14 protein-coding genes are annotated in these 17585 nt (G+C 41.6%); 2 read left to right on the top strand and 12 right to left on the bottom strand.

The annotated features are described in order from the left end of the window. Positions 1-38 precede the first annotated feature (38 nt). Positions 39-1016 carry an L-threonylcarbamoyladenylate synthase gene (locus GmarT_RS28390; protein ID WP_002645312.1) on the top strand — a complete coding sequence of 326 codons (978 nt, stop codon included), beginning with the start codon at positions 39-41 and terminating at the stop codon, positions 1014-1016. Here GmarT_RS28390 and GmarT_RS28385 read toward each other — a convergent pair. Together GmarT_RS28385 and GmarT_RS28380 are read right to left on the bottom strand one after the other, a co-directional pair. Further along, positions 1011-3470 carry an ATP-binding protein gene (locus GmarT_RS28385; protein ID WP_052301234.1) on the bottom strand — a complete coding sequence of 820 codons (2460 nt, stop codon included), beginning with the start codon at positions 3468-3470 and terminating at the stop codon, positions 1011-1013. The two genes, GmarT_RS28390 and GmarT_RS28385, sit on opposite strands and share 6 nt — an antisense overlap. 619 nt (positions 3471-4089) lie before the next feature. Then, the gene (locus tag GmarT_RS28380) at positions 4090-5199 is read right to left on the bottom strand and encodes a protein-glutamate methylesterase/protein-glutamine glutaminase (RefSeq protein ID WP_002645314.1); all 1110 of its coding nucleotides are present in this window, start codon (positions 5197-5199) and stop codon (positions 4090-4092) included. Between the two features lie 276 nt (positions 5200-5475). On the opposite strand from GmarT_RS28380, the gene lipP1 reads away from it, so the two are divergent. Beyond that, the gene (gene lipP1 / locus GmarT_RS28375; protein ID WP_044237009.1) at positions 5476-6417 is read left to right on the top strand and encodes a LipP1 family hormone-sensitive lipase; all 942 of its coding nucleotides are present in this window, start codon (positions 5476-5478) and stop codon (positions 6415-6417) included. A gap of 16 nt (positions 6418-6433) precedes the next feature. Here lipP1 and GmarT_RS28370 read toward each other — a convergent pair whose 3' ends face one another. From GmarT_RS28370 to GmarT_RS28325, 10 genes are all read right to left on the bottom strand, one after another. Further along, positions 6434-8005 (bottom strand): hypothetical protein, encoded by a 1572-nt coding sequence (locus GmarT_RS28370; RefSeq protein WP_002645316.1) that lies wholly within the window; start codon positions 8003-8005, stop codon positions 6434-6436. A gap of 34 nt (positions 8006-8039) precedes the next feature. After that, positions 8040-9881: a hypothetical protein gene (locus tag GmarT_RS28365; protein ID WP_149303528.1), complete on the bottom strand. Its 1842-nt coding sequence runs from the start codon at positions 9879-9881 to the stop codon at positions 8040-8042. A 10-nt stretch (positions 9882-9891) separates the two neighbouring features. Beyond that, positions 9892-10860, bottom strand: coding sequence for a DUF1559 family PulG-like putative transporter (locus tag GmarT_RS28360; RefSeq protein WP_002645318.1), 969 nt, complete (start codon positions 10858-10860; stop codon positions 9892-9894). Between the two features lie 52 nt (positions 10861-10912). Further along, positions 10913-11815, bottom strand: a complete 903-nt coding sequence (locus GmarT_RS28355; RefSeq protein WP_002645319.1) for a DUF1559 domain-containing protein — start codon at positions 11813-11815, stop codon at positions 10913-10915. A 25-nt stretch (positions 11816-11840) separates the two neighbouring features. Further along, entirely contained in the window at positions 11841-12314 is a 474-nt protein-coding gene (locus tag GmarT_RS28350) for a hypothetical protein (RefSeq protein ID WP_002645320.1), read from the bottom strand. 14 nt (positions 12315-12328) lie between these two features. Continuing rightward, the gene (locus tag GmarT_RS28345; protein ID WP_002645321.1) at positions 12329-12916 is read right to left on the bottom strand and encodes a pilus assembly FimT family protein; all 588 of its coding nucleotides are present in this window, start codon (positions 12914-12916) and stop codon (positions 12329-12331) included. Beyond that, on the bottom strand, positions 12913-13350 hold the full coding sequence (locus GmarT_RS28340) for a hypothetical protein (protein WP_002645322.1): 438 nt from the start codon (positions 13348-13350) through the stop codon (positions 12913-12915). Before GmarT_RS28340 ends, GmarT_RS28345 begins: the two co-directional genes overlap by 4 nt. A gap of 12 nt (positions 13351-13362) precedes the next feature. Then, positions 13363-14547, bottom strand: a complete 1185-nt coding sequence (locus GmarT_RS28335; RefSeq protein WP_187782326.1) for a type II secretion system F family protein — start codon at positions 14545-14547, stop codon at positions 13363-13365. A 369-nt stretch (positions 14548-14916) separates the two neighbouring features. Next, positions 14917-16179 (bottom strand): type II secretion system F family protein, encoded by a 1263-nt coding sequence (locus GmarT_RS28330; RefSeq protein WP_002645324.1) that lies wholly within the window; start codon positions 16177-16179, stop codon positions 14917-14919. After that, positions 16179-17285 carry a type II secretion system F family protein gene (locus GmarT_RS28325; protein ID WP_002645325.1) on the bottom strand — a complete coding sequence of 369 codons (1107 nt, stop codon included), beginning with the start codon at positions 17283-17285 and terminating at the stop codon, positions 16179-16181. The genes GmarT_RS28330 and GmarT_RS28325 overlap by 1 nt, the downstream gene beginning before the upstream one ends. Between the last annotated feature and the right edge of the window lie 300 nt (positions 17286-17585).

Raw genomic sequence — 17585 nt, 5'->3', positions numbered from 1 at the left:
CAGAAGTCATTGTTCAAGTAACTACTTTGAGATATGTGATGAAGTGTGAAATTTCGCAGAATATCCAGGCAGCCGCTAACCTGATTCGGCTTGGAGAGCTGGTAGCTTTTGCTACAGAGACGGTATATGGACTTGGGGCCAATGCGCTTAACCCAGAAGCGGTTGCACAAATATTTGCTGTCAAACAACGGCCCCATTTTGACCCCTTGATAGTGCACATTGCGAGCACGGGTCAACTGGATGAACTCACTACGGAGTTTTCATCAACTGCTGAAAAGCTGGCGTCTACATTCTGGCCAGGACCATTGACATTGGTATTGCCGAAAAAAAAAGTCGTTCCTGACCTGGTAACGTCCGGACTGGATTCAGTTGCCATTCGTATCCCAGCTCACCCGGTGGCCAGAAAATTATTGGAAATAACTCAACTGCCAATTGCAGCTCCCAGCGCGAATAAATTTGGACGACTCAGCCCAACTCGGGCTGTCGATGTTGCTGAGCAACTCGGTGATGAAATCAAGCTGATTCTGGATGGTGGACCTTGTACTGTTGGAGTAGAATCAACAGTCATCCAGTGTTTGGGGGATCAACCTGTACTACTCAGGCCGGGGGGAATTTCTCTCGAAGAAATTCAAGCCTGTATTGGCGAAATTCGGTTGGCAGAATTAGAAGATTATGCTGAAGCAAATTCGCCTGTCAGTCCAGGAATGTTGCCCAAGCACTATGCTCCAAGTACTCGATTAATCATCGTGGATCATCCGGAACAACTTCCAGCAGCAGGTTCACTTGGTGTATTGAGTCTGTATCCTCTCAAGGATACAGAGTTCAGAGATTGCCAGTTCACAGTTCAACAGATATTATCTCCTACTGGAGACCTCAAAATGGCTGCTGCCAATTTTTTTGCAGCACTCAGGAAATTAGATGCAGCCGGAATAGATCAGATTGTAGCATTAAGATTACCAGAGACAGGACTGGGAAGAACAATCAATAATCGTCTTGAAAGAGCAGCTGCATCATAATTGGAAAGTTGTGGCGTCCTGTTTTCGATATCCCAGAATACACTGATTAAGTGTTGTAAATAATTGATCTCGTTGAATCGGTTTTGTTGCATAATTGTCACAGCCTGCTGCCAGACATTCTTCACGTGCGCCACTCATCGTGTGAGCTGTCAAGGCAATGATCGGATATGGATAACCCTGTGATCGGAGTTGTTTTGTCGCTGCATACCCATCCAGCTCCGGCATCTGCATGTCCATCAGTATTACGTCATATGGCGAACCTGCTTCCTCGGCCTCTTGGGCTTTTTTGATGGCAATCAAGCCATTTTCGGCTAAGGTGACGGTATTGCCTGATTTATTTAATAAGTAGCTGATCAGTTTCTGATTATCGATTCCATCTTCAGCCAGCAAGATATTGTAATTCATTTCAGCGAAGTTAGATTCAGGAGTATCGTTAATCGTATTTATGCATTCGGTATCAAACGTCCTTTGGTCGATAAATTCCAGTTCCTGACATCGTTTCGTTTTCACAGTTACTGAGAAAGTCGTCCCGTTACCATACTCGCTATTAACAGAGATTTCTCCGCCAAGAATATGAGTCAATCGCTTACAGATTGTCAAACCCAGACCTGTTCCGCCATATTGTCGTGTGGTTGACGAATCTGCCTGCATAAAAGGCTGGAACAAACGCGAAATTTGTTCGTCCGTCATTCCAATACCTGAATCTATCACATCAAATTGGATCACCGGTTCATTTGTGTCAATTGATGAGGCCGTAACGATCAGTTGCACGTGGCCTTGTCTGGTAAATTTTATTGCGTTGCTCAAAAGGTTAATCAGGATTTGGCGAAGTCTGACGGGGTCGCTCTGAATCCAACGGGGAATAGAACCATCAATTTTTACAGAAAGATCCAACCCCCGGTCGATTGCACGGATTTCCATTAATGTTTTTACGTCGTCCAGTAACTCAATTAAAGAGCAATGAATGGCTTCCACTTCAAGTTTGTCCGCTTCAATTTTAGAAACGTCAAGGATATCGTTAATCAATTCCAGCAGGTACTCACCGTTTTTCCTGATCGTGTCAATATGGCGACTCATTTCCGGGTCATCATTGCGCTGTTTCATAATTTCCGCAAATCCCAGGATCGCTGTCATTGGTGTTCGTATTTCGTGACTCATATTTGCCAGAAACGAACTCTTAATGTGGCTGGCTTTTTCGGCGTCCTGCTGCGCGATGACCAGGTCCTCGACCATGCGATTAAAGGTCTCAGCGAGTCTGCCAATTTCGTCTTGTGAATCAATAGAGATTCGGTGTTCCACGTTACCTGATGCGATAAGTTCTGCGCTCTGTGAGAGTTCCAAAATCGGAGAGACAATTCCCCGTGAGATCATCCAGGCGAGCAACAAGCCAGAAAATGTTCCCAAACATGCTAATATTCCGATTACTAACTTAGCAGATTGGATTGACGAATCCGCATGATGAGTCGTATCTACAGTTTTTAAATGTATCAGCGGATGAGCCTGATTCTGTAGTAAAGCATCGATCGAGTCCAAATTCTGTTCAAATGTGCTTAATAATTCATCAATTTCATCTGTGATATTGACGACTTGATTTCCGTAAGTCGTTGCTTTTTCAAACTTATCGTCGATGAGTTTGATCCTTTGAAACTCAATGTTATTCGAAATAACATCCAGATATTTGGCTTCAAACATCTTAAATTTTTCTTCCGCATCGAAGATACGTGATAGTAATGTTTGATTCCGTTTGGCTATGTATTCTTCTATCGAACCAAAAGCGATATTCAGGTACTTTTCCATGTTATAACTCGCTTCCGCTTTTTTGATTCCATCATCAGACTGGTCGTTATTTGATCTCAGCTGTTCTCGGTCAATCAACTGATTAATCAAGCTGACCTGATTTATAAAAACATTTAAAGCGGCATCTCGTCTATCAGCCAAGTCAATTATTTGTGAGGCCAGCAGATTATATTTTTCGTATAACGTCGAAATCCTTTCTTTCAAAAGCAGCTCAGTGTCCGATTTTGCAAGTGCCTGATAGCGGCGATAATTATCTTTGAAACCATCTCGAGAATGAATCAGTTTTGAGAGGTGTTTCTGGTTTCTGTCACGAACGTAATCTAGTACTGCGCGAGCAATTTCTCCTGCTTTGATTTCCATTTCGAGAATGGATTCTTCAAGAGGTTCGTCTACATTAACCAGTTGAGAAATGTCTTGATTTATGTGTGAAATCTGGAACCAGGTTATCATTCCACTTACAACCTGAATCAGTACCAGCAGGCCAAATGCAAATTTGAGACGATCTGAAATCGACCATTTTCGAAATTTGGAAGTTTTATTGAGAGATGGTTTAGCGGTATTCATTGGATTGCTGGAAAAACAGAGTGTATGACTCGATATAGAATAAAAATGAAGAGAGTTATTATTCAACCGGGCAGGTTTGGTATAGAAAGGCATTCGTTTCTTCATACCCGAATAGAGGCGAATCCCTCCTTATAACTGTATGCTGAAAAAAATTGCGATGATTTAGGAAATGACAATCATCACGAAATAATAGAATTTGATTTGGGAATGTATGATGCTTGCAGATTGAAGTGATCGTAACAGCCAACGGTACTATTAATTACGATGCGGAAAGGATGGATTATTTGTTGATTAGTTCTCTATGAAAATAAAAACGCCAGCACCGTTCAGAGGGGGGTGAACGATACTGGCGGTCAACAAAAATCTGGTTTTCTAATTGAAATACTGGATTGATCAGAATCCCGATAATAGATTCGGCAAAATAAAATACCGGAAACAGATCAGTTCGGCCTCAAATTCAACCAGATAGATTCAAAGTTGCTTGCTCTTGAGAGGTAACTTAATCGTGAATCTGATAATTCCAGCTAGCACTTCACTAGAGAGAGTCGTTATCAGGTCAGTATAAGTTATCGTGTTGTACTTGAGGTAATCACTACAAGAAAAAGAAAATCGACCTTTAGATCGATTGTCAATGATTCCCGGATCATGACAGGCTTGTTGATTGTGACGATAATCTGGAGGGGCCGATGTTAACAAAGTGAGTTATTTGTATTCAGGCTTTTACGAGACAATGAGATTTGATTTCTGCTGCTATTTCGCTGAGTGGCAGAACCTTATCGGCGAGCCCCGAGCCGACGACTGCTGCAGGCATTCCCCAGACGACACTTGATGCTTCGTCCTGAGCGATGATCGTACCTCCAGAATGGACGATATCGAAACTCCCTTCGATTCCATCCTCTCCCATTCCTGTTAACATAACAGCCAGTGTCGCATTTCCAAAATGTTCTGCAGCAGATCTGAATAACGGGTTTACAGAAGGCCTGCAAAAATGCTCAGGAGGGTCCTGGCTTATTATTGTAACCTTATGTCCATCCTTTTCGCCAATAAGAAGATGACTTCCACCTGGTGCTACATAAGTTTTGTGCGACTCTAGTACTTCGTTATGTTTGGCTTCAACAGTTGTTCGACCACTGTCTTTCTCAATATGCGCGGCCAGGATTTCTGTAAAGCCTGGTGGCATGTGTTGTACTATCAGAATTGGGATAGGTAAGTCGACTGGAATCTGCGGTAAAAGTTCGGCTAACGCTTTAGGGCCACCCGTACTGGTTCCTATGACGAGGACTTCCGGCTGTTTATAAAATTTAATATTCTTACTGAATAAAGTTTTTTTGCGTGTGTCAGACTTTTTTATTTTAGAAGGAGTTGTGACATGCTTTTCAGAAACGGGTATGGTTTTTGAAGGGGCTGTATTCTTTGATCCAACGGCTTTAATCATCATGACCAGTTCCTGGGAAAGCACACGAATACTTTCAGCGGCACTGGATGTTTGTGGCTTTGCTACACATCCGACAGCACCCAGGGAAAGTGCTTTAACAGTCGTCTCTGCACCCTTGGAAGTTAAGCCACTTGCCATTATGACAGGGATATCAGGAAATCGATTTTGAATTTCTTTCAGTGCTGTCAATCCATCCATCACAGGCATTTCAACATCTAGAATGACGACGTCAACCGGATGAGACTTCATCCAACTCAACGCGCATTCCCCATTCATTGCTGTACCGGAGACTAAAATAGCAGGATCTTGCTCAAGTGCTCTGGAAATCAAGCCACGAATGACTGCAGAATCGTCGACTACAAGAACGCGAATAGGATCAGATGACATGGTAACTTCCTTGTGTTTCACTAATTGAAATAGATTTAGTGCATTTTGGAGGGAGTTGAAATGCTGGATTTGTTTCAACCTGATTACTTTTAAAAGGATAGGTCAGATAATCCTCGATCGTGAAATTGTCATTCATTTTTTGAAAACTATTTAATGCCGGGTGCTGGAACAATTGTCTTGTTCGCTATAATCGGGTTGTCGAGAAGAGGTCTTTTTAAGCTACATTTTCATGTTCACTGGTTTGCTTAGCCAGCATACTTCAATTTAGGAATATCCATGCCGGTTCATCCACAAGTAGCCCAATACCTGGAAGAAATTTCAAAAGTAGACTTACCTCCATTTGAAGAAATGACTCCGGAATTCATACGGAGCACGCTTACTCCATCACCCGAGCCACATATACCATCCCAAAGTATTGAAAATCGATCAATCCCAGTGAATGGTACGAAAATACCAATTCGTATCTATACGCCACCTGAAGCGATAATGATAAATGCAGAAGAAATGCCAGCCCTTGTTTTCTTCCATGGCGGAGGCTGGGTGATGGGTACCTTGGATGCCTATGATGGCGTATGCCAGGATCTAGCCGGTACCTCAGGTTGTAAAGTTATTTCGGTAGATTATCGTATGGCACCGGAATTTCCCTACCCGATTCCTTTTGACGATTCTTATTCAGCCACGGAATGGATTTCAGTACACGCCCGTGAACTCGGCATTGATCGTCATCAGATTGCAGTCGGCGGTGATAGCGCGGGGGGAAACCTTGCTACTGCAGTTGCTCTCAAAGCAAGACATTCAGAATCTTTGAACCTGGTTTATCAGTTACTCGTTTACCCTGTGACAAATTATCAGTTTGATACAGAATCCTACCAGAGCTTTGGTACTAATTACTTCCTTACAAAACGGGCAATGGAATGGTTTTGGGATCAATATCTGCCTGATGAGTCTTCCGGCAGGGAAATCTATGCTTCACCACTCCGCTGTAAAGATCTGGCTGGAATGCCGGACACTCTCGTCATTACCGCCGGTTATGATCCACTATATTCTGAGGCAGTTCAGTATATCGAGATGCTCCGAAAATCTGATGTGATTGTAGAGCATTTAAACTATGAAGATATGATTCATGGGTTTTTCAGGCGATCCGATTTATACGATCGTGCTTATGAGGCAGTACAAGCTGCGGGACAAAAGATCAAACAGAGATATTCTCGCATGTAAAATTGTAGTGGAGTATTTATTCTTCTGCAGCAATTTGATGGAAACGCCCTGCTATCAGCATTTGCAGAATGAAGCAGCAAACCAGGCTTAAATAAAATGCAGGCAGCAGTACACCAGCTTCTCCGATAGTATCCTGGAACATGAAATAGAAAAGTTGTAAAAGTGGTGTGGCGCAAGATTCCACAAGAATAAATGTGCCAATTGCAAATGCCAGAGCCCCCCAACGTACCATCAGTGAGTAGTATGCTAATAAATGCAGAAAGATACAGAATTGGATGATCATCAGAGGAACCAGTGAGTATAAACCAGAGCTTGTAAGATAAGTGATACTTTCTGGCACGATCAAAATGACCAGAATAATGGTGAGACAAACTGGTATCAGTGACAGGATGATTCCCCCCACTTTCTCATAGGCGATGCGAAACATTGAACATGGGAGTATAGACAGGAGCGGAATCATTTTTTGAATACGCTCTTCTCGAAAAATTCTTGAGGCATAGATTGTGCATTCTACAATAAAGCTTACGAACAGTAAGAGAAGAGCTGCACTTACCAACTCCTTCCAGGTAAATGACTGAATAGAGCTGGAAGTGGTATATCGATCGAATAATATTCCACCACCTACTATGACGATAATCAATGTTGGGTACAGAATCAGCTTCAGTAGAGTTGCTTTTAGGCCCCCACCTGAGAACTGAAATTCTTTCCAGACAAAAGCATTTGTTCCGGGGCGGGAATTCATAAAGCGTTTATGAGATTGAAATTTTCTACTTCCAGATACATTGATAGTTGTTTTCTCAGTACAAAAATCAAATATGAACCAGGCTAGTGTAAAGAATAAAATTCCCAGTGAAACATTACTGATGACTTGTGAACTCAATATAGAGCCTGAATAACCCGTTGTCAGAATCTGCTTGATTTGTTCAACAACAGAGTGCTCCTGGCTGATAACAAATAAATACTTACTGCTACTGGAAATGGAATCAGTTAAGGTGAGGTAACCACGAGATTGAAGGTTGACAGTGAGATGATATTGAAGTGTGGGAAATAAGAAATAGAAAAAGAGTGCTGTAAGCATAAGGGCAATCGCTTCACCAGATCTTTTGGCATAGACCGAACAGAGTAAGGCAAAATTTGAGATCAGAATTATATAGCCAATCATGGCGATAAGTGTTGCATAGATTTGTAGTGGAGTGATTCCTCCTAATGAAACTGAAAGCAGTAAAAAAGGAAGTTGTCCCATCAAAAGCAAAATCATGCGTAATGCTCTTACGCTGGATTTTCCTGTTAACAGGGCAAACGTATTGATTCCTGCCAGCTTTAATAAAGGAAGGGTCTCTTCTTCTTTTTCCTCCGTGATAGACGTAGAGAAGAAACCAATTCCAGCTAATGTTACCAGCCAGAAATTTAGCCAGATAATTTTAGTAAAAAAATCCAGGCCAGGGGAACCAACGCGCGAACTGGTTATCCATGAAGAGAACAGAATACAAAACACGATTCCAATACACACAAAGCGAAGCAGGTGTGTTTTTTTATCCCTGGTATCTTTTTTCAGCGCAAAGCTGGCAAAAATGAATGACCCTCTCAAGCCTCACCTGTTTCCTCAAATTAATTAATAGTGCTTAGCCGCCGTGTTCAGACAATGGAATATCAAACGAATATAAAATCAGTCCCTCTTTTTTGAAGATGTTGGGCGTCTCTGGAAATAAAGACTCAGGAATTTTAGCGATAACGAGCAGTTTTCCCCGGTGATCTGGCCAGTTGATATTCTGATTTATCGAGTCTGGGGGCACTTTGAGTGATGTTCGTACAAGTATTGGGAAAAACTGTTCTAAAGTAAATTCCTGTTTTTTGTCTGTTGGTCTTACAAAAGGTAATAACCTGTTTGTTCTGATGTAACTGGTGTCGAAAAGTGGGTTTTCTGTCAGTAAAGGGTACAGCCTCCTGGATTTCCCACTATAGATCAATTGATTTCTTTCTATCTGCAGTTCATAGATTTTTGAACCAAATACAAAATGAACCTGTTCAACAGATCTGGGAAATTCTTTTCCCAGATCAAGTGAAAGCGCTTCCAGTCCTGTCTCATTGGCAAGGAATGATACTAAATTTACATCGAGCAATGATTTTGAGATTCTTGCACGATGGAAAAAAGTTCGAAAAGAATTTGGGGGAATATCGACCTGTAAATGGCCGTTTTTTCCACTGGTGCTGATTCCATTCACTTTGGAATAGGTCTGACATGTCGAATAGATATGTGATTCTCCAGTATGGGTAATTTGAAAATTTCCACCAGATACGATTCCCAGACTGGACCATTCTGAAATAATTGTTTTGTGATTCGGCAAAATATCAGCAACGATCAGTGAATGAATTTGAGAAGTTTGATTAGTGCTGTATCGTCCAACAAAGAGAAATATGAAACAGAACAGAAGTGTGCTCAGGCCATAGACAAGATAAAAGGTACGATAATGTTCGGAATATTTTGTGATCAGATAATAAACTGGCCCGACAATGATTAAGTAAATGAATGAAAGTAGAAATATTAGATACCAGATTTGTTGTGGCTTACTGATTTCCGTCAAGGTTGCCAGCAATTCTTCATCAGTGTTCTTATAAAAAATATTTTCGTACTTTGAAGGATATGCGACATCTGTCCCTGTTACTTGATTCTCTATTTCTCTTGTCGGAGTTACTGAATAATGTTTGTCTGTATTGATCACCTGTCTTAACTCTGCCGGCGAAAGATCCGTCAGCTTATGTTGATGAAAATAGATGACTCCCTTTCCATAAAATGCAGGAGACGTTTGTTGGTTTAACAGGCGGTATGAATCGGGAAATGATAGTGGGTCACCATTTGAATCAAAAAACAGATGCAGAATACCTCCCGAATAAATCCAATCCATAAAGGCTTCGCGTCGCGTTTTTTCCCACTTGGGAAGGTGATCTAAGATTATTTCCTGCAGAGCGTCTGTGGCACCTGTAACGGAAGGATAGAGATCCTCTGGGAACGATTTCACGCCTGAAGTCACGCTATTCAGACTGCCCGGTGTGACCAGCTGAATAATCGATTTTTCAGTCACAGGTCGAGGCGCAAGGAATGATTGAGAATGCCGTATGTCATTCTGATCCCAGCTTACGACCCAGTTGCCATTGAAGTCAGAAAAGTAGGGATAATACTGGACCCATTTTTTTTCGAATGGTGCAACATAAGTGCGTGTTGAAAGTGCAATATCTATCTGTTGGCCACGAAATGATTCCTGGTGAAATTGAATTTCGCCTTCAAATGGTTCGGAATCAGGATTTTCGATCAACAGAGTCACAGGATTAATGTGATAGGCAGTCGGGCGATCATTAAATCCCCATCGTATGTCATGAATTTCAATAGCCTCGGCCACCTTTTCGTTTGCAGCGACGAAAACCAATAGCACGAATAACCATTTCAAGTATGAGTTAGCTCGATCCATTATTTAAATTCTAATAGTCCCCGATCAGATTAGAGTCGTGCCGGTTGGCAAGGTTTTTGAGAATCGCATCGTCAGTCAACTGGCTGATATACCTAACAGACCCATCTCCAAGACAAAAGTGGGCTCCTTCAGAATGAGAGCTTGAAAATCCACCAACTTTGAGTAGGAATAAGCGCTCTTCCGGACTCAACCCCTTATTTTCATTAGATGATTTATTCGAGAATTCAGGTAAGGATCGTATTTCATATTCACCCATTCCATCTACATCGGAATTCTCTTCGAATGAATAACGACCTCTTCCTCCATAGTGAGATCGCGCACCAAAACTACTTGGTGTAGACATAGTGGAATTAATTTTGCTACCCATGTTTCTGAGTGTAGAAGAAGTCCCAGAGGTCCAACTCAATAAACCTGCATCGCTGGCTTCTCCGATAAAGATTGTGTGCGAGCGACCATCTTTTAAATCTTTTTCTCGTATACTGCTGTTTAAAAACAGGACGCCATTATTATTGGTATCGATAGGTGACTCTGAGTTATTATGACAGCCAACATAGTTCCAGGTATCATTGGGATTGGACGGACAATAAAACCCGGGTATAACGTGGTTGACGATTTTGCGATTTGCGAGATCATAAACTCCATATTGAAAATCATAACCAATGAAGGCTGATTTTTCTTCCAGTTGTGGCAATATCTGAATCAACCAGCCTACATGATATCCAACAGGCCGATTCAGAATCGGGCCTGTTGTGTTAACTGATCCAGATGGCAGAACTTGATGTGACATCTGGTAATTTTGCAGCGCCAGACCAATTTGCTGCAGATTATTTTTACAGGTCGTAGCCCGCGCTGCTTCTCGGGCCTGCTGTACTGCCGGCAATAAAAGTGTAATCAGAATCGCAATGACCAGAATGACCGTGAGCAATTCGATCAGGACGAAACCGAATTGACGTACCGGATTATCGCGGGATATTTTCATGGTTCGACAACTGTTATCACAAGTAATGAAATACGGGTAACTCTGTAAAGCTTTAAAAATCTGAAATGAGTTGCCCATCGTGTCGATTAGCCAGGGCTTCATAGACTGACTGATTTATATTTTGGCTCAAAAAGCGAACTGAGCCATCGCCGATACCAAAATGGCCACCTCCTGTGTGATAACTCGAAAAACCACCTACAAAAGATTTATTTGAATCGGGAGTCGTGTTGCCAGAAATTGTACTTTCCTCCTCTGATTGAAAGCGTTCTTCATACGCTGCCTGACCGGTAAATATTTTTCCATCGTCTGAATTAATAAAGGTACCGGCATTGCGCAGGGTAGAACGGGTTCCTGAAACCCATCCCAATTGATTCCCTTCTATAAATTCGCCAACGAACAAAGTTTTGGAACAACCATCCAGGATCTCGTCAAAACTGACACTACTGTTTAGAAAAAGAACTCCATTATTATCTACGTCGATCGGTGATTCGATATCATTTTGTACTCCTGCATAACAGTGACCCTGATTTGGATTTGACGGGCAATGCAAAACTGCAATACGATAATTGGCGACTTCTTTGTTAGCAGGATCATAAACACTTTTGTTAAAGTTGAATTTATTAAAGGCAGTTCGTTCATCAAGATAAGGTAAAATCTGCAAAATCCAACTGACATCATAACCCTTCGGTTGATTGATGATCGGGCCTGCGGAATCTATGGAACCTGGGGGAAGAACATTGTGAGCCATTTCATAATTATGCAATGCGACATTAAGCTGTAATAGATTGTTCTTACAGGATGATCTACGGGCTGCTTCCCGCGCCTGTTGAACGGCTGGTAGCAGGAGGGCAATTAAAATGGCAATAATTGCGATTACCACCAGTAATTCGATCAGTGTAAATCCCCAACAATTTTTCTGATCACAGTCTACTTCAGCAGGTGAAAAATGTTTCATAATGGTTCCTTCAGATCGGTTTGTCTTATTGAGAAGGAGAATTATTCTCAATTGCTGTATTTGAAAGCTGAACAGGCCATTCACGAATCACACGAACCCGTTCGATTGCCTTGGCCGGATAGCTTGCTTTCGTACGAATCAGGATCATGCTTTGATTCTGTATTAAATCTCTGTCTATCTCAATGACTACCTCCCCTGGATAAGGGCCACCTATTTCCTGGGATGATATCTGCCAGGTTTCACCGGAATATGTCAAATCTTCCGTAAGTCTGTTTACTGTGCGCTGTACCGCAGCCTCGGATAGCCAGATCGCCTGTAAATTGTGCTGTGATTTTTTTAATTGATTGAGCTCTATCGAAGTCTGTTTTAATAATTCTCCGATGATCGCCAATGTGAGAATCAGGCACACCAGGGGTATGATGACAACTGCGCCCTTTCGAAAGTGATTCCTGCGCTTGTCATTCTGGGGAAGCAAAGAGTTATGATCAATTGATTTCATATCTCACCTCGAGTTTATTCCTTGGCCTTTATAACGTAAGCGTATTTCTGGTTAATCGCTGCATCAAAGTCGAGCTTTCTGAAAGGCACTTTGATCGTATTATTTTCATGAGATCCATCAGGTGGAAACTTCAACCGCAGAGAAGCAATTTGGCGCTGGTTAATATTTTCAATGCTAAATTGAAACTGCGATTCTGAGATCAGATATTCATTTCGTGAGATTAACTGAGTAGAATTATTTTTTTCACGGACAATGAATTTTCCATTATCATTTTCACCAGCAGAGTAAACGATAAAAATATCGTCTTTCAGATCCAGCTTCAATTTTTGTAGCTTGGGATTCTCTTTTGATAATATTGAAGCCTTTCTGGCTGCTGCTACGTCCTCACGAAAATTCTTCGATAATCTCTGCAGGTTCATTGAACTCCGGATTCTGGCAGTCCCTTGCAATTCGACACGCATCAGAAACGCCAGCAGTGTTACTCCAACAGTAAAAATGACTGAGATCAACGAAATCATTACCAGCATTTCGATTAGAGAAACACCATGATAAGTTGTTGCTTTCAGATAAATATTATGCTGTTTACTCTGCAGCTTTTTCATTTGGTACTCTCCATCTGATAAAACCAGAGTGAAAGTAAGACAGGGTCCGCGAATTCACCGTATGGGTTTTGCCATGATAGCCGTATTTGTACTTGTTTTAGTGCAGCTGATTTTGGACTTTCTATTAAATCAATGGTCAGTTTTGAATTTTTTAGTGAAAGTTCTTTCGTCACCTGATTTCTATAGGTATCCAGTTTTTGTGGCGTAAGGCTGTTCCATGTTTCTGTGACAGACAATCGTTCTGCCAGATTAGCCAATGTATTAGTTGCCAGAACTCGCTCATTTATCGACTTTCTCTGAAGATTAACAACACGTAAAGTGGGAACTGCGATGGAAACAGCAGCGCTGACCAGAATCAGTGAGATGAAAGCTTCAAAGACGGTAAAGCCCGACCGCTTACTCCGCTTCGTAATATGATGATGATGGAATCTCATAGAGACAGAATTTCAACTGAAGTCAAAAATTAATTGGACGATGGGGATAAACAATGCAATCACAAACAGGCCCACGACTAATCCCAGGGTGCAGACGATAACTGGTTTTAAGAGATCTGCGAGCACTCTCAGTTTTCTGTTCCTGCGTTGCTCTATTGAGAGAGCCAGTGCTCTCAACACTTCAGGCAGGTTACCCACGCGCTCAGCAGTAACACAGAGGGCCGCCTCGGAACGGGAAATGATTTTAGCATGCTGCAGAGACGCCCAAAGGTTTTCACCCTGATTGACTCTGTTTTTGACTGATTCAGAACGAATTCTGACATCTGCCCACAGGTGATATTGGGAAGCGGAACTCAACGCGATCTGGGGCTGTTGTTGTGCGGAAATAGACTGGGCAATCTGTCTCAGGCAATCAGGTGTATTGAGTCGTGGGAACCAGGTTGTGAAGAGTGGGATCCGTAAATTAGACCAGCCGAAATAATTCCCCATGTGGATCAGAATTAATAGCGTGAATGGAATAGAAAAAATCGGTAAGAACAGGAAAAAATTAGCAATGATAAAATCACTAAGGTTTATCACAGTTAGAGTCATGGTTGGAAGATTTGCATCGAAATCCATAAAAATCTTTTTGAATTTGGGTATGATCCAATACATGATAAACCCCGCGATTGTAAACAGGATCGTTCCGACTACTGTTACATAAACGGCGAGATAGGTAGCGCTTGTCTCTCCCGACTCATTCTTTAAAGATTTCGATGTCTGTACGGCAGCATCTCGGAGCGCTAAGCCCAGTGTATTACTTACTTCTCCAATGCGAATTGATACGACTGTAGATTGAGGAACAAGGCCTGGAGTTTCAGACAGTGCTGTTGAAAGTGAAACACCTGAGTAGAGTCGACTGCTCAGTAATTCAAGTCTGGCTCGATATTTTCGTGGTTGTGTTTCTGCATAGGTATCAATTTCAGGGCCCAGTGGAATGTTTTTTTCTACACAGACGGTTAACAGCCAGAGTAATTCAGATTCATTAGCCCGTTTGGATAATGAAATAATATTGATGAGACAACTGAGGATGATGAATGCCAGTAGTAAAGGTAAAAATGAGATAAAGATTGGCAAGAAGACCAGTAATGGGAGCCCCAGTAAAATCCATCCGAAAATACGAATAGATTGAATTTTAATCTGCAGAGTCTCAGGCAATTCATATTCATCACCCTGATTAAGAGCGAAAGCTACCTGATAACAGCGAGATTCTTGATAGATGGTAAAAGAGTAAAGAATCAGACTGGGTATGATCAGAAGTAATGCACCCAGATGAGACTGCTGATTGAAAACTACCACCAGAATACTAAGGCCAATTAATACAATCCCACAGAACATCATGAAAAGCAGGAAGAGTATCCAGCAGACTCTGACGAAAGGGTTAACTCCCTGGTGGCCAAAGTCTATTATTCTCCGAGCCAGCAGAATCGAGGAAATTCCGGCAATCGGAAAATAGGCAAAAAATGCCAGGCAGAATATAAGTCCGAGTGATTCCACTGACGATGACTCTTTCTAGTAATGATGTCGTTATGAGAGATCATTGAGCAACTTGATGAGCGGTAAGTAAATTGCTCCAATCGGGAACGAGACAATAATTAATATCCCAGCTAATACGATTGGCTGAAGCATGAAAACCAGTGAGCTGGTTTTCATATTTGCTTTGGCCTGGAATATATTACTGCTGGCACGTAATGAATCGATGAATATGTCCGGGCGATCCTGCCATCGAAAAATATGGACAAAGCCTTTTGAAAACTGAGAAATTCCCGAGGATGCCTGTGAGAGACTCAAGCCCTCTTTCGCTCTACTTTTTAATAACTGACAACCTGCAATCAGATTTGGGTCTTTTGTTGTTTTTGCGGATAGTTCGATCGCATCGGGAAGATTTATTCTTGCCTCTGTCATTGTTGCCAGCATGCGGCAGAATTGAGCATTTGAAGTGTTGCAGAGTATTCCGCCGAAAACTGGGATCTTATTTATCACCCTTCTGCGTGTTGACTGTAATCTGAATAAGTCAAAACTGAACCAGATTCCTATCGAAATCAGCAGAAACCAACCCAGCATCTGCAGGCCATACTCTGAAAATACATCTGAGATGTGGAAAGCCAGAACAGTCAGACTGGGTAATTCGGTTCCAAAGCCTTCAAATATTGATTTAAAGTTTGCAACCACTTTAACCATCAAAAAATAGAACAGGAGAAAAGAAACAGCAATTAAAACTCCAGAATAAAATAGAGAGATGAGGATTTTATGTCGGGATTGTTTGAGGTACCTTTGGCATTCGATATAATCTTCGATGATCGATTCCAGGTGTTTCGTCTGTGCTCCCGCAAGGATCAGTGATTCCAGATGGTGTGGTATCGATTTCAAATGTCTGTCAAAACTGTGTTCAGGTATGACGCCTTGCTCCAGGTCATTGGCAATATTTTGGAAGATGCGAGATAACTGCCGGGAATTCGTCTCCTCAGCCAGTGTCAGCAGGCAGGCAGAGAGTGGGATACCATCAATTTCTGGTTGAGAAACTTTAGGTAAAGTGCTGACAAACTCTGATTCCTCACTCCAGGCAGCCTTGCCAAAGTCAGAAAGTTGTTCTTCTGCAAATTCTTCAATTTCCCAATGCTCTGAGTCCCTGGTATCGATATCGTTCTCCGATGATAATAGATCAACTCTCAGGATTTTTAAGCCTTGCTCCATCAGTTTGATTCGTGCAGACTCATCATTCTCTGCATCGATCACTCCTTGCAGTTTCTGTCCCTCTTTGTCCAGGCAGGTATATGAGTAACGATTCATTATAGTGAGGGACTCCCCAGCATTTTTAATAATTCAATGAAAGGCAGAAATACAATAATGGCGTAACAGGCTGTAATACCACCTGCAATTAAAACGAGTAAAGAGACTGGAATAATTCGCTTCGCCCAATCTATGCGATTTGATACTCGTGTTTTATAAACACGTGACATCTCAGAAAAAATTCTGACAAGATGATTTTGATGAACATTCTTTATCAGCATTTTTTTTATAAAGGATGGATAAAAGTCGCTGTTTCGTACTACATCTGGTAGTGAAGATCCATGTTTCAATTTTGCAGAAAGTAATTTTGATTCTGTAATCAGTTTTGAATTTCCGGTAGATTCAGCGGCTAGTACCAGAGATTCATGTAAAGGAACATGATATGAAAGCAGGATGCTGACCATTTTTGTAAAAGTTGAATAATTCATTTCCAGAATCAATTTCTGATACCCGGGAATCCAACCGTATGCAATAATCGAAAAGACACTCCTTGATAATGATGTATTTTGTTCTCTAGTACCAAGGAAAGTGAAGCGACTTGCTTTCCAACTGATAATTAAGATTAACAATAGTAAGGGTACAATTAGAAACCAGCTTTGGTAGAAGCTAAAGAATTTAGATACCAACTCCATTAACGGAGTATTTTGCAGATCGAACATCTGATGTATTACAAGCAGTTTCGGGAAAATGATGAAGCAGGCAAATAGCGAAAGAAAAAAAGCCATGACCAGAACTATGCCTGGATATAGTAAGGCCATTCCAATTTCCTGACGTAGTTCCATCCTCGATCTGGCAAATGAGGTATAGGCTGAAAGAGCTTCCGGCAGTTTTCCCATTCGTATGGCTGATTTCAGAAGAGATATATAAGAAGGGGGAAGTTTATCGGCACCCAATTGGATGGCTTCTTCAAGCGAAGAACCCTCTTCTATTTTAAGAGCCAGTTGTTCTATGAATTGTTTTGAATCTCTGTTTAAATGAGCGGCTGCATTTCGCAGACCCTGGTCAAGTGGTATCCCTGCTCGAATCATAGCAATCAGTTCATCGTTTAGATCCACCAGACTTGCAATCGATATTTTCGGCATTCTTGGTTTGTCGGATTTCAACATAGGGATTGGGTTCTTAACTTCTTGACCGGTATGTGGCCATGTGTTTAGTTGTTGCTTGCTGGCTGATTTTGCGATCAAATAATCTCAAAGTAATCCAATCAAGAATGACAGGTAATATTCGTCGATTGAGAGATCACCGATATTCAACTCTGCTTATAAGATCCAAACTGGAACAGCTTTTGTTCAAAAAGATTTATCATCTCCTTCAATCGGGTCAGAGTCAGTGTAAGCAAATGATCCAAATTCCCAGTTTCATGTCATGATCTCTTCAGGATTACAGTTTACAGAATCTAGGATGCA

Source organism: Gimesia maris, from assembly GCF_008298035.1.
Lineage (GTDB): Bacteria > Planctomycetota > Planctomycetia > Planctomycetales > Planctomycetaceae > Gimesia > Gimesia maris.
Note: the sequence above shows the minus strand (reverse complement) of the source record. Positions and strands in the feature narration are given on the sequence as shown.